The sequence below is a fragment of the Sinomonas atrocyanea genome, assembly GCF_030811715.1.
Taxonomy (GTDB): domain Bacteria; phylum Actinomycetota; class Actinomycetes; order Actinomycetales; family Micrococcaceae; genus Sinomonas; species Sinomonas atrocyanea_A.
In genome coordinates this window covers 211,057-233,971 of the sequence record NZ_JAUSRH010000005.1, presented here as the reverse complement: position 1 = coordinate 233,971, position 22,915 = coordinate 211,057, and the positions used below count along the sequence as shown (strand labels likewise).

22 protein-coding genes are annotated in these 22,915 nt (G+C 71.1%); 12 read left to right on the top strand and 10 right to left on the bottom strand.

All coding sequences use genetic code 11. The features are described from left to right. Window positions 1–16: 16 nt before the first annotated feature. Entirely contained in the window at window positions 17–784 is a 768-nt protein-coding gene (locus J2W21_RS10515; RefSeq protein WP_307114466.1) for an IclR family transcriptional regulator, read from the bottom strand. Between the two features lie 221 nt (window positions 785–1,005). Between J2W21_RS10515 and J2W21_RS10510 the strand changes: the two genes are divergently transcribed. The 9 genes from J2W21_RS10510 (at window position 1,006) to J2W21_RS10470 (ending at window position 9,867) form a co-directional block, all read left to right on the top strand. Then, a complete protein-coding gene (locus J2W21_RS10510; protein WP_307114465.1) occupies window positions 1,006–1,470 on the top strand; it encodes a hypothetical protein in 465 nt (154 codons plus the stop codon). A 125-nt stretch (window positions 1,471–1,595) separates the two neighbouring features. Next, a complete protein-coding gene (locus tag J2W21_RS10505) occupies window positions 1,596–3,029 on the top strand; it encodes an amino acid permease (RefSeq protein ID WP_307114464.1) in 1,434 nt (477 codons plus the stop codon). After that, window positions 3,026–3,694, top strand: coding sequence for an HAD hydrolase-like protein (locus tag J2W21_RS10500; protein WP_307114463.1), 669 nt, complete (start codon window positions 3,026–3,028; stop codon window positions 3,692–3,694). Before J2W21_RS10505 ends, J2W21_RS10500 begins: the two co-directional genes overlap by 4 nt. 23 nt (window positions 3,695–3,717) lie before the next feature. Further along, entirely contained in the window at window positions 3,718–4,479 is a 762-nt protein-coding gene (locus tag J2W21_RS10495) for a cyclase family protein (protein WP_307114462.1), read from the top strand. Window positions 4,480–4,548: 69 nt separating this feature from the next. Beyond that, window positions 4,549–5,025 (top strand): Lrp/AsnC family transcriptional regulator, encoded by a 477-nt coding sequence (locus J2W21_RS10490; protein ID WP_307114461.1) that lies wholly within the window; start codon window positions 4,549–4,551, stop codon window positions 5,023–5,025. Between the two features lie 220 nt (window positions 5,026–5,245). Next, entirely contained in the window at window positions 5,246–5,884 is a 639-nt protein-coding gene (locus J2W21_RS10485) for an IclR family transcriptional regulator domain-containing protein (RefSeq protein ID WP_307114460.1), read from the top strand. A gap of 143 nt (window positions 5,885–6,027) precedes the next feature. Continuing rightward, entirely contained in the window at window positions 6,028–7,074 is a 1,047-nt protein-coding gene (locus J2W21_RS10480) for a homoserine dehydrogenase (protein WP_307114459.1), read from the top strand. Then, a complete protein-coding gene (locus J2W21_RS10475) occupies window positions 7,067–8,482 on the top strand; it encodes an aldehyde dehydrogenase family protein (RefSeq protein WP_307114458.1) in 1,416 nt (471 codons plus the stop codon). The genes J2W21_RS10480 and J2W21_RS10475 overlap by 8 nt, the downstream gene beginning before the upstream one ends. Beyond that, the gene (locus tag J2W21_RS10470; RefSeq protein ID WP_307114457.1) at window positions 8,479–9,867 is read left to right on the top strand and encodes an aspartate ammonia-lyase; all 1,389 of its coding nucleotides are present in this window, start codon (window positions 8,479–8,481) and stop codon (window positions 9,865–9,867) included. The genes J2W21_RS10475 and J2W21_RS10470 overlap by 4 nt, the downstream gene beginning before the upstream one ends. A 15-nt stretch (window positions 9,868–9,882) precedes the next feature. Here the strand turns inward: J2W21_RS10470 and J2W21_RS10465 are convergent, their stop codons facing one another. The 3 genes from J2W21_RS10465 to J2W21_RS10455 all read right to left on the bottom strand — a co-directional run bounded on the left by J2W21_RS10465 (window position 9,883) and on the right by J2W21_RS10455 (window position 13,664). Beyond that, window positions 9,883–10,467, bottom strand: a complete 585-nt coding sequence (locus tag J2W21_RS10465; protein ID WP_307114456.1) for a dihydrofolate reductase family protein — start codon at window positions 10,465–10,467, stop codon at window positions 9,883–9,885. A 112-nt stretch (window positions 10,468–10,579) separates the two neighbouring features. Next, window positions 10,580–12,202 carry an amidohydrolase gene (locus J2W21_RS10460; RefSeq protein WP_307114455.1) on the bottom strand — a complete coding sequence of 541 codons (1,623 nt, stop codon included), beginning with the start codon at window positions 12,200–12,202 and terminating at the stop codon, window positions 10,580–10,582. Further along, on the bottom strand, window positions 12,192–13,664 hold the full coding sequence (locus tag J2W21_RS10455; RefSeq protein ID WP_307114454.1) for an APC family permease: 1,473 nt from the start codon (window positions 13,662–13,664) through the stop codon (window positions 12,192–12,194). Before J2W21_RS10455 ends, J2W21_RS10460 begins: the two co-directional genes overlap by 11 nt. Window positions 13,665–13,856: 192 nt before the next feature. Between J2W21_RS10455 and J2W21_RS10450 the strand changes: the two genes are divergently transcribed. Then, window positions 13,857–14,471 carry a TetR/AcrR family transcriptional regulator C-terminal domain-containing protein gene (locus J2W21_RS10450; RefSeq protein ID WP_307114453.1) on the top strand — a complete coding sequence of 205 codons (615 nt, stop codon included), beginning with the start codon at window positions 13,857–13,859 and terminating at the stop codon, window positions 14,469–14,471. A 79-nt stretch (window positions 14,472–14,550) separates the two neighbouring features. Here J2W21_RS10450 and J2W21_RS10445 read toward each other — a convergent pair whose 3' ends face one another. The 5 genes from J2W21_RS10445 to J2W21_RS10425 form a co-directional block, all read right to left on the bottom strand. Continuing rightward, the gene (locus tag J2W21_RS10445) at window positions 14,551–15,276 is read right to left on the bottom strand and encodes a maleate cis-trans isomerase family protein (RefSeq protein ID WP_307114452.1); all 726 of its coding nucleotides are present in this window, start codon (window positions 15,274–15,276) and stop codon (window positions 14,551–14,553) included. Between the two features lie 2 nt (window positions 15,277–15,278). Continuing rightward, window positions 15,279–16,772, bottom strand: coding sequence for an amidohydrolase family protein (locus J2W21_RS10440; RefSeq protein WP_307114451.1), 1,494 nt, complete (start codon window positions 16,770–16,772; stop codon window positions 15,279–15,281). Next, the gene (locus J2W21_RS10435) at window positions 16,769–17,557 is read right to left on the bottom strand and encodes an aspartate/glutamate racemase family protein (protein WP_307114450.1); all 789 of its coding nucleotides are present in this window, start codon (window positions 17,555–17,557) and stop codon (window positions 16,769–16,771) included. Before J2W21_RS10435 ends, J2W21_RS10440 begins: the two co-directional genes overlap by 4 nt. 31 nt (window positions 17,558–17,588) lie before the next feature. Beyond that, entirely contained in the window at window positions 17,589–18,236 is a 648-nt protein-coding gene (locus tag J2W21_RS10430; RefSeq protein ID WP_307114449.1) for a GntR family transcriptional regulator, read from the bottom strand. 112 nt (window positions 18,237–18,348) lie between these two features. After that, complete coding sequence (locus J2W21_RS10425) at window positions 18,349–19,725, bottom strand: MFS transporter (protein WP_307114448.1); 1,377 nt, start codon at window positions 19,723–19,725, stop codon at window positions 18,349–18,351. Between the two features lie 286 nt (window positions 19,726–20,011). On the opposite strand from J2W21_RS10425, the gene J2W21_RS10420 reads away from it, so the two are divergent. Next, window positions 20,012–20,488 (top strand): hypothetical protein, encoded by a 477-nt coding sequence (locus J2W21_RS10420; protein ID WP_307114447.1) that lies wholly within the window; start codon window positions 20,012–20,014, stop codon window positions 20,486–20,488. Between the two features lie 10 nt (window positions 20,489–20,498). After that, window positions 20,499–22,373 carry a glycoside hydrolase family 15 protein gene (locus tag J2W21_RS10415; protein ID WP_307114446.1) on the top strand — a complete coding sequence of 625 codons (1,875 nt, stop codon included), beginning with the start codon at window positions 20,499–20,501 and terminating at the stop codon, window positions 22,371–22,373. Here the strand turns inward: J2W21_RS10415 and J2W21_RS10410 are convergent. Then, a complete protein-coding gene (locus J2W21_RS10410; RefSeq protein ID WP_307114445.1) occupies window positions 22,337–22,840 on the bottom strand; it encodes a LysM peptidoglycan-binding domain-containing protein in 504 nt (167 codons plus the stop codon). The genes J2W21_RS10415 and J2W21_RS10410 overlap by 37 nt on opposite strands. Window positions 22,841–22,915 lie beyond the last annotated feature (75 nt).

Here is a 22,915-nt window from a genome sequence, read left to right as displayed (position 1 = left end):
AAGCCAGGAGCGTAGCTTATGCCCGCGCGGGCCCGGATGCTGCGCCGGGTGGTGCTTGGAGACATCCCTCGAGCCAGCGCGCCCATCGGAGTGCCGCGCCCGCACAGGTCTCGAGCATGGGGGCAATGCGTGCCTTGGGCCCGACGACTTGGAGGGCAGAGACGACCTCCCCCCTGAAGTCCCTCACCGGGGCCGCGACGGAGTAGAGGCCGGGCTCGGCCTCCTCGTCGACGATCGAATAGCCTCGCCGACGCGTCCCCTCGAGCCGTCGCAGGAAGTCATCCAGGTCGGCTGGGGTGTTCGGGCCGTGAGGGGCGAAGTCGGTCCGGGCGAGGACTGCCGCCACTTCCGCATCGTCGGCGTCGCTGAGGAGAGCTTGGCCGCAGTCGCTGCAGTAGGCCGGGTAGGGCCTTCCGATCCAGGAGCCGACCTGATTGCTCCCGGGCGGCACGCGCTCAGCGATCGTCACGGTGGTGTCGCCGATGAGGACTCCGAGATAGCAGCTTTCGCCCGTGTCCTCGACCATGCCTTCCAGGGCGGTCTGTCCGTCAGTGCGGAGGCGATGGGCGGTCAGCTCCTGGGCATCGGCATAGAGCCGCCAGTTCAAAGAGGCGTTCCGCGATGCTCGAAGGACGTAGCCCTCCTCTGCCATGACTGCGAGGCTCCGCGAGATCTGGCTGCGGTCGCGTCCCATGTGCTTGGACAGGCCAGCAGGAGAGGTCCCCAGGAGGCCGCCCGCCGTCGTCTGCGCGAGAGCCTCGAGAATGTCGAGTCCCCTGCCCATGCTCGAATCCATGCCACCGCGCTCTCTTCTCCCGAGGGCCCGCCGGAGGGGGTCTCCTTTGCCCTCCTTGAACCCTAAGGGACACGATCGAACCGGGAAAGGTGCACTAAAAGCATCTTGTCATGCGGATAACGCACGGTTAGGCTGTGACTTGCGCGACACCCACGGTGTGGCGCACCCATCACGCGAGCCCCTTCGGGCGCCAAGAGGAAGACGAGCCCATGACTGCGAGCCCCCGGATGCACCACCGTGACGCAAAGATCGCCGACGGCCCGATCACCCGTCGGAAGGTCCGGGCCATCAAGGTGTACTGGCCGGTTTCACACAGCACGCTGGCTCGCGTCTCTGCCGGCGACCTCGGCGCGCTTCGCAGCGACGACTCCTTCGGCGCTTTCATCGACGTGCTCGAGTCCTCCTCCTGCGTGGGGGACTTCGGGGTCTACGGCGACGTCTATGAGGTCGGACTCGGCGCCGAGGGATTCACGACCCGGAGCGGGGCCACCCCTGCGCTGGGCGCCATCGGGGAGAGGACTCTTTCCCCGACGCTGACGGTGACCGTCCACGTGGACCACTCCGTCCCCGAAGACGAGATCTCCCAGGTCCTCGGCCAGATTCTGGCGGCGCACCCCTGGGAGGTTCCCGTCCTGGAACTCACAGCCCCCTTTGACCTCATCACCGCCGGGTGATCCCCAAGACCCTCGCTACCGAACGGCCTCGCCGGACATCCACGGCCGGGCCTGCCCCCAAGGCGCGCGCCATCATGCCGTTCTGACCCCCAACAGCCCTCCTTCCCAAAGGACGCAGCATGTCCATGCCCACAACTTCCCGGTACGACGAGCCGCCCACTCCCGAGGTGGCCGAGAAGCACGGCACGCTCCGTCGTGCCATGACCACCCGCCACCTCGTGATGATCGCCATGGGCGGCGTCATCGGATCCGGTCTGTTCCTCAGCACCGGATACACGATTTCGCAGGCCGGTCCCCTCGGGGCGGTCATCTCCTATGTCGTCGGTGCCCTCGTGGTCTATCTGGTGATGGCCTGCCTCGGTGAGCTCGCCGTCGCCTACCCGGTCTCGGGCGCCTTCCACATCTACGCCTCCCGCTCGATCAACCCGGCCACGGGGTTCACTACAGCCTGGCTCTACTGGCTGTGCTGGGCGGTGGCGCTCGGATCAGAGTTCACCGCGTCCGGGATCCTCATGCAGCGATGGTTCCCCGACGTCCCCGTCTGGGTGTGGGCGGCGGTCTTTGTCGCAGTTGTCTTCACCGTCAATGCCATCTCATCCAGAGTCTTCGGCGAGACCGAGTACTGGTTCTCGCTCATCAAGGTCAGCGCTGTTGTCGTGCTCATCGTCCTGGGCGGCGCCGCCCTCGTGGGGTTCCACCCTCTGGCGAGCAGCAGCCAATCCTTCCCGGTCCTCTTCGCGAACTTCACCACGCCGCAGGGGCTCTTCCCCGGCGGAGTCACGGGCGTCCTCGCGACTGTCCTGGCGGCGTTCTACGCCTTCTCCGGTTCGGAGCTCATCGGCGTCGCCGCGGGTGAGACCGCCAGCCCGGAGACGGCAATACCCAAGGCCCTGCGCATCACGGTGCTGCGGCTGCTGATCTTCTTCGTCGGATCGATCACCGTGATCGCGGCGATCATCCCGTTCGACCAGGTCGGTCTCGACCAGAGCCCCTTCGTGACGGTGCTCTCCGCCCTCGGCATCCCCTACGCGGCGGACATCATGAACTTCGTCATCATCACGGCCCTGCTCTCGGCCGGGAACAGTGGGCTCTTCTCCTGCGCCAGGATGCTCTTCTCCCTGGCAGAAGAGGGCCACGCGCCGAAGGCCCTGGGCCGTCTGAACAGGCGCGGAGTCCCGATGGTCGCCCTCGTGGTGAGCATGCTCGGGGGCCTGGCTTCCCTGCTCAGCAGCGTGGTCTCCGCGGAGACCGTCTATCTGGTGCTCGTCTCCATCGCCGGATTCGCCGTCGTCGCCGTCTGGATGTCCATCGCTGCCTCCCAGTTCTTCCACCGGCGGGCGTTCGTCCGCGGCGGCGGGGACGTTCGCGCCCTGCTCTACAGGACGCCGTTCTACCCCGTGGTCCCCGTCCTCGCCTTCGGGCTGTGCCTGCTCTCACTCGTCGGTGTCGCCACGGACCCCACCCAGGTCACTGCCCTCTACTTCGGGGTTCCCTTCGTGGGGGCCTGCTACCTGTACTTCTACCTCCGCCACGGGCGCCGGGCGAAGGCTGGGCGATGAACCCCACCTGCGTCCTGCTCGACCTCGATGGAACCCTGGTGGCCTCGGCCCCCGGGATCATCGCCAGCGCGCGCACCGCGCTGATCCGTGTCGGGGCCGTGGTCCCCGACGAAGGAGTCCTGCGCACGTTCGTCGGACCGCCCATGTACCAGTCCTTCCGAGAGGTCCTCGGCCTGGACGAACCCACCGCAAGGACGGCTCTGGAGGCCTACAGGGCTGAGTACGCTCGGGCAGGTGCCGTGAACAGCGCCCTCTTCGCCGGAATACGAGAGGCAATCGAGACCCTCGATGCGGCTCGGATGCCCATGGCGGTCGCCACCTCCAAGGTCGAAGACCAGGCGGTGCGGATGATCCGGCACCACGGTCTCGGAGACCTGATCACCACTGTCTGCGGCACCTCGGATGAGGCAGGCCGCACGTCCAAGAGGTCGGTGATCCGAGAGTGCCTCGCCCGCCTCTCCGGCAGCGGCGTCGACGTGGCTCGTCCCGTCATGGTCGGTGACCGGGCCTATGACGTCGCGAGCGCGGCGGCTGAACAACTCCCCACCGTCTACGTGCAGTGGGGATACGGGTCACCGATCGAGGCAGTCGGTGCGGCCACTTCCGTACGCAGCCCCTCAGAGCTGGCAGCCCTTCTGCTGGCGTCCACGAGTGCCACCGCCTGAAACGAAAGAGAGGACGAGACGTCATGGAGAGCCTTACTGAACACGCCCTGTGGTCCGTCTGCCGGGACCTGGCAGCGAACGCCCGATTCGTCGACCTCACCCACGCCTTCCATCCGGGTCAGCCCCACTTTCCTGCCTTCCCTGACGAACATCGGGAGATGCTCTTCGACATGAGCGCCGGTGCCGGATTCAACGTGCACCAGTACACGATCGTCGGCCAATGGGGAACCCACGTGGACCCTCCCGTGCACTTCATCGAGGGTGCCAGGACCGTGGACGAGATTCCGGTCGAGGAGATGATCCTGCCTCTGGTCGTCCTCGACATCTCGGAGCGTGCGGTCGCCGATCCGGACGCGACACCGACGCTGGCCGACGTGGCAGCGTGGGAGGAACGCCATGGGCAGATCCCGCGAGGCGCCTTCGTGGCGCTCCGGACTGGATGGGGTCTGCGATGGCCGGATCGTGCCGCGATGGCGAACGTGGACCAGGCGGGCGTGAGCCATTGTCCGGGCTGGTCGGCCGAGGTGCTGCAGTACCTCCTCGAGGAAGCAGGGGCGACGGCGATCGGCCACGAGCAGACGGATACCGATCCGGGCGCAGCCACCTCGCAAGGCGACTACAGCCTGGAGCGCTACGTGCTCGAACGCGACCGATGGCAGATCGAACTCATGGCAAACCTGCAGGAGGTGCCGGAAGCAGGCGCGCTGCTCATCGCCACGTGGCCCAAGCCGCGGGGAGGATCGGGCTTCCCGGCCCGGGTGATTGCCATCTGCCCTGCCCGCTGACCGGGTCAAGGGTGTCCCCGGTGGGGCAGCTGCCGGGGACACCCTCTGAACATCACGACGAAGGAACGCATGCACCGGCCAGAGCGCCTCGACGCTATCGACGAGAAGATCATCAGTGAGCTTGCCCGCAATGCGCGGCTGCCGCACGCCGAGCTTGCGAGCCGCGTCATGCTCTCGCGAAATGCCGTCCGACAACGGATCGACCGCCTCGAACGGGATGGCCATATCCAGGGCTACACCATCATCCGAGCTGGCGAAGGCAAGGCCGAGAACAACCTCGCCTCTGCCCTCGTCCTCGTCCACCGGAGGGACCGGATGCGCGGCGGCGAGGTCCTTGCCGCGCTCAAGGGCATCCCCGAGATCGTCCTGTGCGACGTGCTCAGCGGCGAACTCGATCTCATGGTTCGGATCGAGGCGCCCTCCCTCGATCGGGTCCGGGCCATCTGGGAACAGATCGCCCAGATGCCCGGCGTCAGGGATACCGTCACCGCACTGACGCTCGCCCAGGTTGTCAACCGCAGCAGCAACCGTCAGTCCTCCACCTGAGCGGGTCCGCACCGCGGGCCGATGCTCGGTAGGGCCCTCCCTGCTCGCTATATTCGAAGACGTGACGGCACATCCTCCGAGGGCTCTGGGCGCTTCCTCACTGAGGACCGGACTGCAGATCATCAACACGGTCCTCCACCGTGAGATGTCCGGACGCTCAGGCTTCAACGTCGCAAGGCTCGCTGACGAAGTCGGAATCGAGCGCAGCAAGGCCTCGAGGATGAGCCAGGAACTCTGCGACCGCGGCTTCCTCGAGCGCAGCGATGACTCCACCCTGCGCGTGTCCCGCGGATTCTTCGCCCTGCCGGCATCGCTGGCGCACGGCGTCCTCGCCCAGAGCCGGCCGATCCTGCGACGCCTCGCTGTCGCGTTCGGGGCGAGCGCTCGCCTGTCCGTGCTCGACGGGGTGCTCGTGCGTGCCCTGCGCACTGAATCCGCCGCCGAGCAACGCCCCGCGGCGGCGAGTCTCGTGACGCCGTGCTGGTGCACCGGCGCCGGTCGCGCCCTTCTCCTCGACCACAGCCTCGAAGACGTCCTCTCGGTGCTCGATGGCTACGAGCTGATCGGGGTCGGTGGCCCCAACGCTGCCCACTCAGCAGACGAACTGGTGGCTGCCAACGAACGCGACCGTCCTCAGGGGATGACCGCCGCCCACGACGAGTTCGAGCACGGGATCACTGAGTACGCCGCGCCCATTCGGGACTCGCATTCCCGTATCTGGGGAGCGATAGCAGTCCTGGGAAGGCAGCAGGACGTGGTACCGCAGGAAGAGGCCATTCGCCAGTCCTTGAAATCCGCCGCGCGGACGCTGGGCGAGCTGCTGGAGTCACCCGCGCCCGGCCCCCGAATCCACTCCTGAGCCGGACATCGGGCGCCCTGTTCGTCGGGAGCGGTCTTTTGGGCGTTCCGACATCCCGAATGGGCAGATGGCCCATGGAACGCTGACATTCCTGCAGGCGAGGCTGGAAGCACCCTCAACCGGCCACACCTGAAGGAGACCCAGTGACCACCTACAGCCTCGCCCTCATCGGGTTCGGCGGCGTCAATCGAGCCCTCGCCGAGCTCATCCGCGACCACAGCGGCCGATTCGAGGCCCTCGGCTTCGACCTGAAGGTCGTCGCGATCACCGACCTCGGCCTCGGCTCGCTCGTGCAGGCCGAGGGCATCGATCTGGCCCATGTCCTCGCGCTGCCGCGGGGCGCGTCCTTCGAGGGCATGCCGGGCGGGAGCGCCGAGCCCCGGAACGAGGAGGTCATCCGGAACAGCACCGCCGACATCGTCGTCGAGGCAACGTTCACCAGCCCCGTCGACGGCGAGCCCGCCGTGTCCCATGTGCGCTGGGCGCTCGAGGCTGGAAAGCACGTCGTGACCACCAACAAGGGCCCGGCCGCCCTCTACGGCGAGGAGCTCTCGTCGCTGGCCCGGAAGCATGGGGTGCGCTTCGAATTCGAGGGCGCGGTCATGAGCGGCACCCCGGTGCTGCGCCTGGCCCGGCAGATGCTCGCAGGGCTTGAGGTGAAGGGAGTCCAGGGGATCCTGAACGGCACGAGCAACTACGTCCTGGGGCAGATGGAGACGGGCCTCTCCCTGGGCCAGGCCGTCGCCGACGCGCAGGAGCTCGGCTACGCCGAAGCCGATCCTACGGCGGACATCGGCGGCTCCGACGTGCGCCTGAAGGTCGCCATCCTCGCCAACGAGGTGCTCGGTGCCGACCTCAAGCCTGAAGACGTCACGACCACGGGCATCCAGGACATCACCCCGGACGACGTCGTGCGCGCCCTCGGCGAGGGCAGGCGCTGGAAGCTCATCGGCCAGGCCACCCGGCTCGAGGACGGCTCCGTCGAGGCCACCGTCTCCCCGCTCGCGCTGCCCGCCGGGCACCCGCTGGCCGGCATCTCAGGCGCCACCAATGCCGTCGCCTTCGACACAGACCTCCTGGGCCCCGTCACCGTCTCCGGGCCCGGCGCCGGCCGCACCGAGACCGCCTATGCCCTCCTGTCCGACATCATCGCCGTCGACGCTTCCACGAAGGGGTCCGTCCATGCCTGAGCCCATGACCCTCGATGCCGTTGCCACCTCCTCGACCGCCGAGCTGCGGGTCACCGACAAGTACACCGGGGCCCTGCTCGCCTCGCTTGCCCAGCGCACCCCCGCGGAGGCGCTCATGGAGGTCGAGCACGCCGCCGCTGCCGCCGGGACGGCCGCGGCCCTGCCCCGGCACGAGCGCGGCCGGATCCTCGACAAGGCTGCCGAGCTCCTCGAAGCACGAGCGGAGAAGGCTGCCGGGCTCATCGTCTCCGAGGCCGGCAAGACCCTCCGCCAGGCGCGGAAGGAAGTCGCCCGTGCGGTCAACACCCTCCGCCTCTCCGCGGCCGAGGCCCGGCGCAGCCACGGGGAAGTGATCCCGTTCGACGCGTTCGCAGGCTCCGAGAACCGTCACGGCTGGTTCACCCGCGAACCGCTGGGACTGATCGCCGCCATCACCCCCTACAACGACCCGCTCAACCTCGTGGCCCACAAGCTGGGTCCGGCCATCGCGGGCGGCAACCCCGTGATCCTCAAGCCCTCCCAGCTCACCCCCCTGACCGCGCTGATGCTCGTGGACCTCCTCGTGGAGGCAGGCCTCCCCGCCGAGGTCATCACGGTCGTCCTCGGCGACCGGAACGTGGCCCAGACGATCATCTCGTCCCGGCTGGTGCGGATGGTCTCCTTCACCGGCGGCTTCGCCACCGGCCGGGCCATCGCAGCGAACGCCGGCATCAAGCGGCTCGCCATGGAACTGGGCGGGAACGCCCCGGTGATCGTCTTCGACGACGCCGACCTCGACGCCGCCGTCGCCTCCTGCGTCTCTGGCGCCTTCTGGGCCGCCGGGCAGAACTGCATCGGAACCCAGCGGATCCTTATCCAGGAGCATGTCTACGAGGACTTCAGGCAGGCCTTCGTGGCCGCCACCGAGGCCCTCGTCGTCGGCAACCCCGACAGCATGGCAACCGATGTCGGCCCGATGATCAGCACCGCCTCCGCGGCAGCCGCAAAGCGGAGGATCGACGACGCCGTGGCCGCCGGCGCGGCCCTCCTCGCCGGCGGTGAGCTGCACGGGCCCGTCCTGACGCCCGCGGTCCTCACCGACGTCCCCCACCACTGCGCCCTCTGGAGCGAGGAGGCCTTTGCCCCCATCGTCCTCCTCGAGCCCTTCGCGACCGAGGAGGAGGCAATCCAGGCGGCCAACGACTGCGAGTACGCCCTCCAGGCCGGCCTCTTCACCCGTGACCTGGACCGCGCCCTCCGCGCCGCGCGGGCCATCGACGCCGGCGGCGTCATGATCAACGACTCCTCCGACTACAGGTTCGATGCGATGCCCTTCGGCGGATCCAAGTACGGCAGCATGGGCCGCGAGGGCGTCCGCTTCGCCTACGAGGACATGACCCAGCCCAAGGTGGTGGCGATCTCCTCATGACCACAGAGATCCCTGGGTCCAGGCTCGAACGCGACAGCCTCGGCACCCTGTCCGTGCCCCGGGACGCGCTCTGGGGCATCCACACCCAGCGCGCCCTGGAGAACTTCCCGATCAGCGGCCTTCCCGTGGGGCGCCACCGCCACCTCGTGCACGCCCTCGCCCACGTGAAGAAGGCCGCCGCCCTCACGAACACCGACCTCGGCCTCATCCCGGCCCGCGTCGGCGCAGCCATCGCGGCGGCCTGCGACACCATCCTGCGCGGCGAGGCCTACGACGCCTTCCCCGTCGACGTCGTCCAGGGCGGGGCCGGGACCTCGACGAACATGAACGCCAACGAGGTCATCGCCAACCTCGCACTCCTTGGCCTGGGCCATGCGCCCGGCTCCTACGAGGTCCTCGACCCGATCGCGCACGTGAACCGGTGCCAGTCGACCAACGACGTCTACCCCACCGCCGCCCGACTGGCCCTGCTCTTCGCCCTCGAGGACCTCACCGCCCAGCTCGAGGGCCTCGCCGCGGCCTTCGCCGCCAAGGGCAGGGACTTCGCATCCATCCCGAAGATCGGCCGCACCCAGCTCCAGGACGCCGTCCCGATGACACTCGGCCAGGAGTTCACCGCCTTCGCCGTGACCATCAGAGAGGACATCCTCCGGCTCCGCGATGCCTCGGACCTGCTGCGCGAGTGCAGCCTCGGTGCCACCGCCATCGGTACCGGCATCACCGCCGACCCCCGCTACCCGGCAGAAGTCCTCCAGCGGCTCTCGGAGTCGGCCGGGATCCGCCTCGTCCGCTCGCAGGACTTCGTCGAGGCGACCTGGGACACCGGGGCCTTCATGACCTTCTCCGGAGCCCTGAAGCGCACCGCGATCAAGCTCTCCAAAATCTCCAGCGATCTGCGCCTGCTCGCCAGCGGACCTCAGGCCGGACTGTCGGAGATCACCCTCCCCCCGCGCCAGGCGGGATCGTCCATCATGCCGGGCAAGGTCAACCCCGTGATGCCCGAGGTGATGAACCAGATCGCCTTCTTCGTGGCAGGCGCCGACACCACCGTCACCATGGCCGCCGAAAACGGCCAGCTCCAGCTCAACGCCTTCGAGCCGGCCATCGCCCACGCCCTCCTCCAATCCGTCCAGTGGCTCGGCAACGGCTGCGCCGTCCTCAGGCGGCTGTGCGTGGAGGGCATCGAGGCAAACGAGGCCCAGCTGCGCTCCCGCACCCGGACCTCCACCGCGCAGGCCACGGCGTTCCTGCCCCTGCTCGGCTACGAGGCTTCCGCCCAACTCGCCCACCAGGCCCTCACCACGGGGCAGAGCGTCGGCGACCTCGCCATCGCAGCAGGCCTCCTGGACCCGTATCAGGTCGAATCGCTCCTGGAAAACCGCTAGCCCCCTGCGGCGGGGTCAGCTGGGCCGGCGGTAGCGGATGTGGGTGGCCAGCGGCGAGTGCAGCACCTCGACGGGCTCGAAGCCGAAAGACTGGGACCCGTCGAAGATGCGCTCACCGGAGCCGAGCAGGACCGGGGCAATGTCGAGGGTGAGCTCGTCGATCACGCCGGCCGCCAGGGCCTGGCGGACCGTCGAGGCGCCGCCGGCGATGTCCACGCCCTTGTCCCCGGCGGCCTCGCGCGCCGCGGCGTAGGCTGCGTCGAAGCCGTCGGTGACGAAGTGGAAGGTCGTCCCGCCCTCCATCTCGATCGGGTCGTGCGCATGGTGGGTGAGCACGAACACCGGCGCGTGGTACGGCGGTTCGGGGCCCCACCAGCCGGTCCAGTCCTCGTCCCACTCTCCGCGGACCGGGCCGAACATGTTCCGGCCCATCACGTACGCGCCCCGCGGTCGCATGAGCCACCCGGCCGCGGCCCTGTCGGCGTCGTTGGCCCGCGGGTCGCCCATGTGCCAGGCGTGCAGCTCCTGGCCCCGCCGCCCCAGAGGGTTCTCGCGGCTCTGGTCCGGCCCGGCGACGAAGCCGTCCAACGAGATCGACATGTGGCAAGTGGTGTTCGGCACCGCGGGCCTCCTGGAGGGTCGGAACGAGCATGCGGCTTTCGGAATGCTGGGGATGCTAGCACCCGGGGAGACTCCCGGGGACCCCCGGGAGTCACACGCTCGCGGGGTCCCGCAGGCGCACCTCGCCGTCGACCGCGGTCCCGAGCACGGCCGACCGGGCGAGCTCGTCCGGCCCCGCCGCGAGCGGGTCCAGTTCGAGGAAGGTGAAGTCGGCCCGCTTCCGGGGCGTGATCGACCCGGATTCGGTCCACAGCCCCGCCGCCCGCGCCGCATGGGAGGTGTACCCCTCCAGTGCCTGGCGGGCCGTGAGGGCCTGGTCCGGCGCGATCGGCTCCTCCCGCGTTCCGGCCCTGCGCCGCAGCTGGGCGTCCGCGATGATCGGCAGCGGGGGGAACGGCGCGATCGGCCAGTCCGAGCCGAGCACCAGGGTCGTCCCGAGGTCGCGGAGGTCGCGGCACCGCCACGCCCGCCCGGCGCGGACCGGGCCCAGGCGCATGCTCCAGTTGTCGCTCTGGTCGGCCCGGGAGTAGAGCGTGCAGTGGCTGGGCTGCATCGAGGCGACGACGCCGGAGCCGACGAAGCGCTCCACCACCGTGTCCGGCACCGTCTCGAGATGCTCGATCCTGTGCACGGCCCGGGCCCGGGCCGCAGGGTCGAGGGCGAGCAGGGCGTCGAGCACGTAGCCCACACCGGCGTCGCCGATCGCATGGGTCGCGGTCGGGATCCCGCGCTCGGCGAAGAACGTCACGGCGCGGGCGTAGTCGGCGGGGGCGGGCCAATAGGCCGAGGTCGACTCGCCACACGTGTCCGGCTCGTGCAGCCAGGCCGTGCCGTTGTCGATGGTGCCGTCGATGAAGAGCTTGATGCCGGCGACCTCCCAGCGGCGCCCGCCGGTGCCGATCCGGGCTGCGAGCCGAGCCCAGTCCTCGGGTCCGGTGCCGGGCTGGCACCATGGCGCGCAGCGCAGGCGGACGGGGAGCTCACCGCGCTCCTCGAGCGCCCGATACAGCGCCGCCGACTCGTCCGAGTGGTCCATGACGTGCACCCCCGTGAGGCCAGCGGCGGCGAATCCGTCGAGGACGGCGGCCAGGCGGTCGCGCCGCTCCTCGAAGGTCACCGCCGGGAGGCACCGGGCGACGAGCTCGCACGCGGGGAACTCGAGCAGCAGCCCCGTGGGGCGCCCACCGGCGTCGCACACGACCGAGGACCCGCCCAAGAACGCCCGCGGCCCGTCGACGCCGGCCATCTCGAGGGCCCGCGAGCTCGTCAGCGCCGAGTGGCCGTCGAAGAGCCGGACGAACGCGGGGCGTCCGCCGAGCACGCCCTCGATCGCCGCGGAGGTGACCGGTGCGCCGTCGAACGCGTTCGGGTCGAGCCCCCACGCCTGGACCCATTCGCCCGGGCCGACCCGCGCCGCCTCGGCCGCGAGCAGGCGCCGGACCTCGTCGAGGTCCTGCACGCCGCTCAGGTCGGCACCTGCGGTGATGTCGAGGCCGAACACCGGGTGCACGTGCCCGTCCACGAGGCCCGGGACGACCGTGGCCGAGCCGAGGTCGAGGGTCTCGGTGGCGGGGCCGGCCCAGCGGGCGGCGTCGTCGCGCGTCCCGACGGCGGCGATGCGGCCACCGCTCACGGCAACAGCCTGGGCGGGCGCCGGGTGCGCGGGGTCGAGGGTGTGGACGGTGTCGGAGAGGATGATGAGCTCAGGATTCATGGGCTTCGGTGCTTCCAATGCGCTCGTAGGCGGACGGGCGGGCGCGGCGCAGCCAGCGGGCGAGCAGCAGGCCCGCCACGAAGACCACCGGAGTGATCGACATGAGCACCGCGTTGGTCAGGGCGTCGGCGAACGTGAGGAGTTCGATGTTGATGCCGATCAGCGCGACCGCGGCGAAGAGCAGGACGGCGCTCGCCGCCGTGATGGGTACGGTTAGCCGGCTCCGGGCGGCCTCGGGATGGCGGCGGAAGTACACGAGTGCGGCCACCGCGACGAGGCCCTGGAGCCCCACGATCCCGAAGATCCCCGGGGTGTTCACCCAGATGAGCAGCTGCTGGTAGGGGTCCGCGCCCAGGGCGGCGCACAGGCCGATGACGGCGGCGGCGAGCAGCGTCTGGACCTGTCCTGCGCGGTGCGGGGACCGGTGCCTGTGGTGCGTGCGGCCGAGGAAGGCGGGGAGGACGCCGTCTTGGGCGAGCATGTAGACGTACCGGTTGATCGCGTTGTGGAACGCGAGCTGGGACGCGTAGACGCTCGTGACGATGAGGATGTACATGGCCGTCTCGGCCCACGGGCCGACGTACTGGGCGATGGTCGCGAAGAACATGCCCTGCTGCTGGCTGTCCGCCGCGGCCACGGCGCCCGCGTCCCCGTACGCCTGCACCACGGTCCAGACGATGAAGGCGTAGAACACCGACATGAAGCCGACGGCGATGAAGGTGGCGCGCGGGACGGCACGGTCCGGGTTGCGGGCCTCCCGGCGGTACAGGACGGTCGACTCGAAGCCCATGAACGCGGCGAAGCAGATGCCGAGGATGGCGAGCACGCCGGGGCTGAACATGGCCTGCGGGGCGAACGAGCCCGCCGTGATGCCCTGGGCCCCACCGCGGGCGAGGATCCCGATGCCCATGACGGCGAGGATCGCCGTCTCGGCGGTGAGCAGGACCGCGAGGACCTTGGCGCCGACGTCGATTCCCCTGTAGCCGAGGAACCAGACGGCCGCGATCGCCGCGAAGGCGACGACGGGCCAGGGCACGTCGAGGCCGAACACGAAGGAGAGCATCGCCTGCGTCTGCACGGCGAAGAGCCCGTAGACGCCGACCTGGAGGCAGTTGTAGGAGACGACGGCGACGATCGCCGCCGCGAGGCCGACGGTCTTGCCGAGGGCGAGGGTGATGTAGGTGTAGAAGCCGCCGGCGGCCTTCGCGTGCCGCGTCATCGCCATGAAGCCGATCGCGAAGAGGGCCAGGACTACTCCCGCTGCGAGGTAGCCGACGGGGGCGCCGATGCCCCCGCGGTCGATCGCGACGGGGGCGACGCCGGCCATCACCGTCAGGGGCGCGGCGGCGGAGATGACGAGGAAGGCGATCCCGAACGTGCCGATCGCGTTGCGCTTGAGTCCGTCGCCGGGAGGGGCGCCGGCGGCCGGCGGCGTGCCGGGGGTGGTCTCGGTCTGGGCCATGGGAAGTCCTTGGGGGGCTGGGACGAAGGGGGGACGGCGAGATCTCGGAAGCCTTAATCGAAAGGCTTTCGGTTAGTATGCACGGCTGTGATCGGGAGCACAAGGGGGAGGTCTGAGTGAGACGCGGTAGGGTCGGGAGGAGCCGCCTGACAGCGCGGCGGATCCCAGTCCACCGGTCGAGGGGAGACGAACATGGCCCGCCCTTCCGAGCCCCTCATCACGGTCGACGCCGTCACGGACGCAGCGCTCGACCTCGTGGACGAGAGCGGCGACTTCAGCCTCCCCCGGGTCGCGAAGCGGATCGGCGTGACACAGTCCTCGATCTACCACCATGTGAAGGGGCGGGACGAGATCGTCGAGCGCATGCGCCGGCGCATCATCGAGACGGCTCCACGCGGCGTGGTCGGGGGCCTCCCTTGGGATGACGCGCTGCGCTCGCTCGTGCGCGCCTACCGCGACGGCTTCGCCCGCCACCCGCGGCTCGCGCCGCTCCTCGTCCAGCAGACCATCCAGGACGACCTCGTCCTCGGCCTCTACGAGGACATCGCGCTCACGCTCGAGCGGGCCGGCTTCGCGGGGAGCGAGGTGCTCGCCGCGATCTCGACGATCGACGCGTTCGCCATCGGCGCCGCGCTGGACATGGCCGCGCCCGACGTCGTGTGGGCGCCTCCGGGGGAGGGATACCCGACGCTCACCCGCGCCCTGAGCCACGCCCCGGCCCCGGCGCAGCGCGCGGAGGACGCGTTCGAGTTCGGGCTCGATGTGCTGATCGAGGGGCTGCGGTCCCGGCTCGGCGCCCGGCACTGACCCCACCTCCGCCGAACGCGAGCGGACGACGGCGGGTGCTCCCCGCCGTCGTCCGCTTCCCCGGCCGCCTGCAGTCGCCTCAGGCGAGCAGCTTGCCCCAGCGCGCCTCGAGGAGAGGGGCGCCGGCGAGCTGGAGGCAGCGCCAGAGGGTCACGGCCACCGAGTCCAGCACCGGGATGCCAGTGCGTTCCTCGATCTCCGCTGCGACCGGGGCGCCGTAGAGGTTCGTGCACAGGTACACGAGCGCATCGGGGAGGTCCGCGGCGAGCTCGAGGGAACCTGGGACGAGCTCGGCCGGGGCCACCCGGGCGAAGGACTCGTTGTCGCTGAGCCCGAGCGCTCGGTGCCCGCTGGTGCGGACGCCCTCGGCCGCGTAGCGGGCGGCTACCTGCTCGTTCACGTCGGCGGTGTACGGGGTCAGGAGGCCGATGGTCCCGATGCCGAACTGGGCGAAGGCGTCGAAGTACGCGAGCGTGGACGTCGTGGCGGGGATCCCGGTCGCCGCGGTGATCTCGGTGGCGATCTGCCGATCGTGCTCGAGCCCGAGCCACGAGCCCGACGTGCCGTTCCAGGCGATGACGTCCACGTCCGCGGTGGCGAGCAGCTCGGCGGCGGCCCGCATGCCCTCGACGTCGAACTGGCGGTCCGAGCCCGCGTCGAGCGCGATCCGGGTCACCGGGATCCGGGCGGAGTGGAGGGTGGCGTCCTCGCGGTCCCCGAGGATCCGGTAGCTCATCGGCTCGAGGCACGTGTTGGACGAGGGGACGATCATGCCCAGCCGGGCGGGGCGTGCGGTCTGCACCACGGTCAGACTCCTTCCGGGACGGCGGCGGCCACGGGGGCGGCAGGGGCCGGGACGGCCAGCGCGGCGCCGAGCGACTCGCGGTAGCCGAGGCGCTGCACCACGCGTCCCACGGGCCCGGGGTCGTGGAACCCCTCGTCGTCGAGCACCACGCGGCCGCCGGCGACGACGTGCTGCGGCCAGCCGCGCAGGCTGCGGCCGTGGAACGGCGAGAAGTCCGTGCCCATGTGCAGCGCCGCCCCGTCCACGGTGCGCGCCTCGGACGGGTCGAAGACGACCAGGTCCGCGTCGAACCCGGGCGCGATGGCCCCCTTGCCCGGGAGCGCGTTGATCCGCGCGGGCGCGGCGGCGAAGAGGTCGACGAACCGCTCGAGGAGGCCCCCGCCGTCGTGCGCGTCCGCGCCGTCCCAGCCCTCGGCGAGGGCGGTGAAGGCCACCGGCATACGGGTCTCGACGCCGGGGAGGCCGTGCGGCATCTGCCGGATGTCGTCGGTGCGCTCACGCTTCTGGGTGAGGTCGTAGCACGAATGGTCGCTCGAGACGGTGTGGATGGAGCCGTCCGCGAAGCGTTCCCGCAGCGCCGCGACGGTCTCCGCCGAGCGCATGGGCGGGCAGCACGCGTACCACTCTGGGAACCGGGAGGAGTACACGCCGTCGTCGAGGACGAGGTAGTGCGGGCACGTCTCCGAGTGCGCCTCGAGCCCGCGGGCCCGGGCCTCGGCCACGAGGTCCACGGCCCCGGGGGTGGACTGGTGGACGAAGTACACCGGGGCGCCGGTGTACTCGGCCATGGCGAGGACCTCCCGCACCGAGGCCTCCTCGGCGAGCTCCGGCCGCGTCTCGTGCAGGTGGCCGATCCCGATGGCGCCGGCGTCGGCGTGCTCCTGGGTGCAGTCCACGATCATCGCGTCATGCTCGGCGTGGATGTAGGTGAGCCCGTCGAGGCGCACCATCTCGCGCATGACCTTCAGGACGGTGTCGTTGTCCGCCATGGTGGAGCCCCGGTTCGTCATGTACATCTTCACGGACCGGATGCCCAGCCGGGCCAGCTCCTCGAGCTGGGCCGGGACGGTCTCGTCCCAGTCGACGACGGACCCGTGCAGCGCCACGTCGCAGCGCGCCTCGGCGGCGAGGGCGAGCTTGTTCGCGGCGGCCTCGAGCGGGGTCTCGTCCGCGTCCCGGGGGATGCCGAAGTCCATGATCGTGGTGGTCCCGCCCCAGAGGGCCGCCGCCGAGGTGACGGCGTAGTCGTCCAGGGTGCGCCACCGGCCGGTGACCTGGGCGACGTGGCAGTGCCCGTCGATCCCGCCGGGGACGACCACACGCCCGGTCGCGTCGATCACGCGGCGGGCGGCGGGCACCGGTTCGGCGGCGTCGACGACGGCGGTGACGCGGCCGGCGTCGACCACCACGTGGGCGCGGCGGCGGCCGGTGGCGTTGACGACGAGGCCGTGGGCGATGACGAGGTCGGCCACGCCGGGCCCCTGGGCGGCGCTCATGCCCGGCCCCCGGCGGCGGTGCCGGTGCCCTGCGAAGCCAGCTGGGCGGCGTCGAGCGCGGCATCCAGCGCGGGCGAGAGCCCGGCGCGGCGCTTGGGCGGGGGCGCGGCGAACGAGCCGGCCCGGTGCGCCCCGGGGGACAGCCCCACGAGGGCCTCCGTCAGCCGGATGCCGGCGCCGATGCCGTCGATGACCGGGACCGGGATCTCGTCCGCGACGTCCCGGGCGAGGCCCGCCAGCGGCGCGCCCGCGAGGATCACGACGTCGGCGCCGTCCTCGGCGACGGCGAGGCGGGCGAGCTCCACGAGAGTGGGGCGGAAGTCCTCCTGGACGCTGCCGATGCCCCGCAGCGCGTCCTTGATCGAGCGGATCGAGGCGAGCCGGGAGCCGAGCCCGAAGCCCTCGACGCACTCGCGGTACCAGGCGGTGATGCGGTCCGAGATCGCGATGATCGAGAAGCGCCGGCCGGTCAGGGCCGCTGCGCAGAGGGCCGCCTCGGTGATGCCGACGACGGGGACGCTGACGAGCTCCTTGAGCGCCGGCATGCCGGGGTCGCCGAACGCGGCGACCACGACGCCGTCGACCTCGCCGGCGTGCTCGGCGATGAGCTCCGCGACCGCCCCCGCGGCGACGAGGGACTCGAAGCGGGTCTCGATGTACTCGACGCCGTGCGCGGCGGTGCGCACGAGGAGCTCGGTGCCGGGGGCGGCCGACCGCTCGGCCTCGGTGCGGATCAGGGAGGTGACGTCCTCGCTGATGTTGGGGTTGATGACCAGAAGTCTCATGGTGGTTCCTTGGGTAGGGCAGGGGCCGCGGTCAGACCGTGTCCGGGTACTGCTCCCTGTACTTGCCGATGTGCTGGGCGGACTGCGCCGCGGCCCGCTCGGGGTCGCCGCTGGCTATGGCCGCGAGGAGGTCCCGGTGCTCTTCGATGAGCTCGGGCAGGTCCGTGACGTGGCGGAAGAGCCAGTGCATGCGGCCCTGCAGCGGCTCGAGCGCGGTGCGGAGGAACGTGTTGTCCGCGATCCTCGTGACCTCGTCGTGGAAGTCGTTGTTGAAGCGGTGCGCCTCGTTGATGCTCCCGCGGGCGAGGGCATCGGCGGCGCCGGCCAGGAGGCCGTCGAGCCGGGAGAGGTCCTCGGGCGTGGCGCGCTGGGACGCGAGCCGGCAGGCGAGGACCTCGAGGGAGGCCCGGACGTCGAAGAGGTCCTCGACCTCCTTCTCGCTCAGCCCGGCGACCACCGAGCCGCGGGTGGCGCGCTCCGCGAGCAGCCCCTCCTGGCCGAGCATCCTCAGGGCCTCGCGGACCGGGAGCCGGGAGACCTTGAACTCGGCGGCGAGGTCGCGCTCGATCAGCCGCGTCCCCGGCGCGTAGTAGCCCTCGAAGATCCGGGTCCGCAGGGTGTCACGGATGACCTCGCGGAGGGGCCGGTCCCGGAGGGACTCCTCGACTGGCTGTGCCATTGAACGCTCCTGACGGGTGGTCGGGGCCGGCGGGGCCGGCGCGCCTGATGTGGTCCATTCGACCACGGTGGGTGCCGGGCGGGCGGCGCGGGGCCGCCCGCCCGGCTGCGGGTCAGACCGGAAGCCTCCGGCTGTAGTCCAGCGTGAGCACCGAGATGCCCATGATGATCGCGGACCCGACGAAGTACAGCAGGGCCCAGGTGTAGCCGCCCGTGGCGCCGACGATGAAGCCGACGGCGATCGGCGTGACGAACCCGGCGATGTTTCCGCTGAGGTTCATCGCGCCGCCGAGGACGCCCGCGTTGGTGCGCCCGCCGAGGGTTGCGGGGACCGCCCAGAAGAGGCCCACCCAGCGGAGGAAGAACAGGACCACGGACAGGAGGGCGACGGCGGTGATCGGGTCGCCGACGACCGTGACTCCGACGAGTCCGCCGGTGACGATCACGCTCGAGGCACCGAGCAGGGTGCGCATGACGGCGTTGGCGCCGTGGCCCCGGGCGCGGAGCCGGTCGGCGAGGGCGCCGCCGAGGATCTCGCCGACGAAGCCGGCGCCGAAGATCACGAAGGTGGACCAGCCGATCGAGCTGAGGTTGAAGTGCTTGGCCTGCGCGAGGTAGAGGGGGCCCCACGTGAGCAGCCCGTAGAACACGCCGTTGAAGCCGAGCCAGCCGAAGCACATGGCCCAGAAGGAGCGGAACTTCAGGTACGGCAGGAGGCCGCGCTTGGAGGTGCTGCCCGCAGCCTCGGCCTCAGCGTCCTCCGCGGCGTGCGAGGCCTCGAGGTACTCGGCCTCGGCGGCGTTGACTGCCCGGTGGTCGCGCGGGTTGTCCCGCACGTACCACCAGATGACGGCACCGAGGACTACCGTGGCGATGCCGGCGATGACGAACGACATCCGCCAGCCGCCGGTGGCGGCGATGAGCCAGGTGATGAGGATGCCGCCGACGCCGGCCCCGAGCGGTGCGCCCGCATCGAGGATCGTCGCGCCGCGCCCGCGCTCCTTGGAGTGCATCCACTGGGCGTTCAGCTTGCCGCCGGCGGGCATGACGCCGGCCTCGGTGACGCCGATGGCGGCGCGGGCGATGAACATGCTCAGGAATCCGCCGGCCATGCCGGACGCGGCGGTGGCTGCGCCCCAGCCGACGCACGAGGCTGTGACGACCTTGCGGGCGCCGAACCGGTCGATGAGCCAGCCGACCGGGACCTGCATGAGCGCATAGGTCCAGAAGAAGGCGGAGAGCAGCAGCCCGACGAGCTCGGGGGAGAGGGCGAACTCCTTCTGGATGATGGGCAGCGCCACGGAGATGGACCCGCGGTCCACGTAGTTCACGGTCACGAGGACCAGCAGCAGGATGAACAGCCTCCAGCGGACGCCGGTGCGCTTCGCCCTGGCCGTCGCCTCGGCCGGCGCGTGGGCCGGTGCCTCGGCGACGAGCGCCGGGGCATCGGCCAGACCGGCGTGGTCTGGGTGTTCTTCTCGAAGGGACATGCGTCCTCCTTCACAGCATTGGGGAGAAGGTGGCAAGCAGGGAGCATGCTTGCCGTGCCCGAGCGGGCCGCGCAACTGGTCGAGAACTCGGTGGGATACCGTTCTGGGATCCCAAAAGAGAGCATAAGAGGTGAGGGGCGCCACAGTCAAGCACTTGGGATCCCAAATTGGGATCCTGTGTCTGCGCGCGTTCCCGCGGCGCCGAAGCCTGTTCACGGGCCGCCGGGGCATCTAAAATTGGTAAAAAGGATTATGGATTTTCTTCCCGTAGCCGGAGGGGGGCGAGATGGACTGGGCCAGATGGGCGGTCTTCGGACTCATGGCGACGGGCGCCCTGACCGCTGCGATGATCGTCGCCCAGATGGCGGGGCTCACCCGGATGGACCTGCCCCTGCTCCTGGGCACCATGGTTACCCCGGACCCGGACCGGGCACGGGTCCTCGGCTTCTTCCTGCACCTGGCGGCCGGGCAGTGCTTCGCCCTCGGCTACGCGGCGGCGTTCGCACTGCTGGGCGCGAGCAGCTGGTGGGCGGGCGCCCTGCTGGGGGCGCTGCACGCATCGGTGGCGCTCACCGTGGTCCTGCCGCTCCTGCCGGGCGCACACCCGCGGATGGCAACGGCGCGCTCCGGCCCGTCCACGCGCGCCGTCCTCGAGCCACCGGGCCTGCTCGGACTGAACTACGGGATCCAGACCCCCGTCGTGACCGCGGTGGCCCACGTCCTGTACGGCGCGGTCCTCGGCCTGCTGCTGGGACCGCAGTAGGGAGACGGCGATGATGGCGGGCATTCCGGGTGTCCCGATCGCTGACTATGGGCTGCTCGGGGACACCCGCACGGCAGCCCTGGTCTCCTCCGCCGGTTCTGTCGACTGGCTCTGCGCTCCCTCCTTCGACGGCCTTCCCGTCTTCGGCGCCCTCGTGGGAGGCGAGCAAGCCGGGTCCTTCGCCGTCGGTCCCGAGGCGCCCGTCCCGCCCGGGGCCAGGCGGTACCGGCGCGAGACGGCCACGCTCGAGACGGAGTGGGAGACCGGCGGGGGGCGGCTGCTGCTGGAGGAGGCCATGGTGGCGGAGACTGCGGGTTCGCTGGCCCCGGCCTCTGTCCTGGTGCGCCGGCTCAGCGCTTCCCGGGGGCCCGTCGAGGTCTCGATCATGCTCGACCCCCGCCCCGGCAGGTCCCGCTGCCGCTGGAGCCGGCGGGGAGAGCACCTCGTGGCCGAGGCCGGGCGCCTCGCCCTGTCCTTCGCGGCTGATCCTTCCCTGACGGTGCGGCCCGGAGTGCCGTCACGGGCCGTCGTCGTGCCCGGCCGGCCGGTCACCCTGGTCCTCTCCATCGCCTGCGGCGAGCCCCTCGTGCTCCTCGATCCGGCCTCGGCCTGGGACCTGGTCGCCGCGGACGAGGACCGGTGGCGGGCGTGGTCTGCAGAGGTCGACGATGACCTGCTGCACCGCGAGGCCGTGGTGCGGAGCCTGCTGACCCTGCGCCTGCTGAGCTTCTCGCCCTCGGGCGCGCCGGTCGCGGCGCCGACCACGTCGCTGCCCGAGGAGCCGGGCGGGCTCCGGAACTGGGACTACCGCTACACGTGGCCCCGGGACGCGAGCCTTGGCGCGCGCACCTTCCTGGCCGTGGGGAAGGCCGACGACGCCGCGCGGTTCCTGGGCTGGCTGCTCCATGCCAGCCGGCTGGACAGGCCCCGCCTCCCGGCGCTGCTCACGCTGTGGGGGACGCCCGTGCCCGCCGAGCGGACCCTGACGGGCTGGCCCGGCTATCGGGGCAGCCAACCCGTCCGCGTGGGGAACCTGGCGGCGACGCAGCATCAGCTCGACGGGTACGGGTGGGTGCTGGATGCGGCGTGGGCCTCCGCGGGAGGCGGGCACCCCCTCTCCTCGGAGATGTGGCGGGCCATGCGGTCCTTCGCCGACTACGTGGCCGCACACTGGCAGGACCCGGACGCCGGGATCTGGGAGGTCCGCGGCGCCCCTGCACATCACGTGCACTCGAAGGTGATGGCGTGGCTCGCGCTGGACCGGGCGCTCCGGATCGCCTCGCGGCAGGGAGCGCGGGCGCGCACGCTGCGCCGCTGGCGGGAGGCCCGGGAGCGGATCGCGGCGGAGGTCCGGGCGCGGGGCGTGGATCCGTCCACCGGGGCCTACCGCCGCGCCTACGGTTCGGACGAGCCCGATGCGGCCCTGCTGATGCTCCCTGGGCTGGGCTTCGAGGACCCCCGTTCCCCGCGTCTGGTTGCCACAGTGGAGCGGATACGCCGCGACCTCGCCGCGGGCGGCCCGCTCCTCTACCGGTACCCTCCGGGCCGGGACGGGCTGCCCGGGGGAGAGGGGGCGTTCCTCCCCTGCTCCTTCTGGATGGTCGAGGCGCTCGCGCTCACCGGCCGGCACGGCGAGGCGGAGCGCACGTTCGAGGCCCTCCTGGACCTGGCGACGCCCCTCGGGCTCTACGGCGAGGAAATGGATCCGGACACCCTCGAACACTGGGGCAACTTCCCGCAGTGCCTCACCCATGCGGCCCTCGTGCAGGCTGCGCTCGCCCTGCGGGCTACCGCTTCCGGCGCATCACGATCCCACCCGGCGTCGTCCGCTCCACGCGACGCCGAGCGTCAGGCGAGGGGGATCCGCAGCCCCATGCCCGGGTAGATGACGTCCGGGTCGAAGAGGATGTCGCGGTTCGCCGTGAAGAGGAGCCCGGCCTTGCCCGCGTCGCCGTAGACCTGCTGCGCGATCCCCGAGAGCGTGTCGCCCTCCACGACCGTGTGGAGCGTGAATCCCGAGTACGTCCCGCCCATGAGGGTCCGCCCGAAGGTCACCGGCACGGTCACCGACGCGGCGTTCTCGGGCAGGCCGCTCGGGTTGGTGGCCTGCACGGTGACGGTGCCCTCCGGTGTCGACGGCACGCCCAGGCCGAAGGCGCTGTGGAACAGCGAGAATCCGTTGCCCCCGCCGAGCAGGTAGGACTCGGCGACCACGTGGCCGCCGCCGTCGCGCACCACGACGGACCCGTACACGCCCTCGAACGCGGACCCCAGTCCGGCCACGGCCACCTGGGCGCCGAGGATGTCGAAGGGGAGCGGGGTGCGGAGGCTGATCTTCGGCAGGTTCGGCATGCCCCCAGTCTCACGCCCGCCCGACGCACGCCACAAGGCCCGCGCCAGAGGCTATGGGCCTCCCCCGCAGCGGGG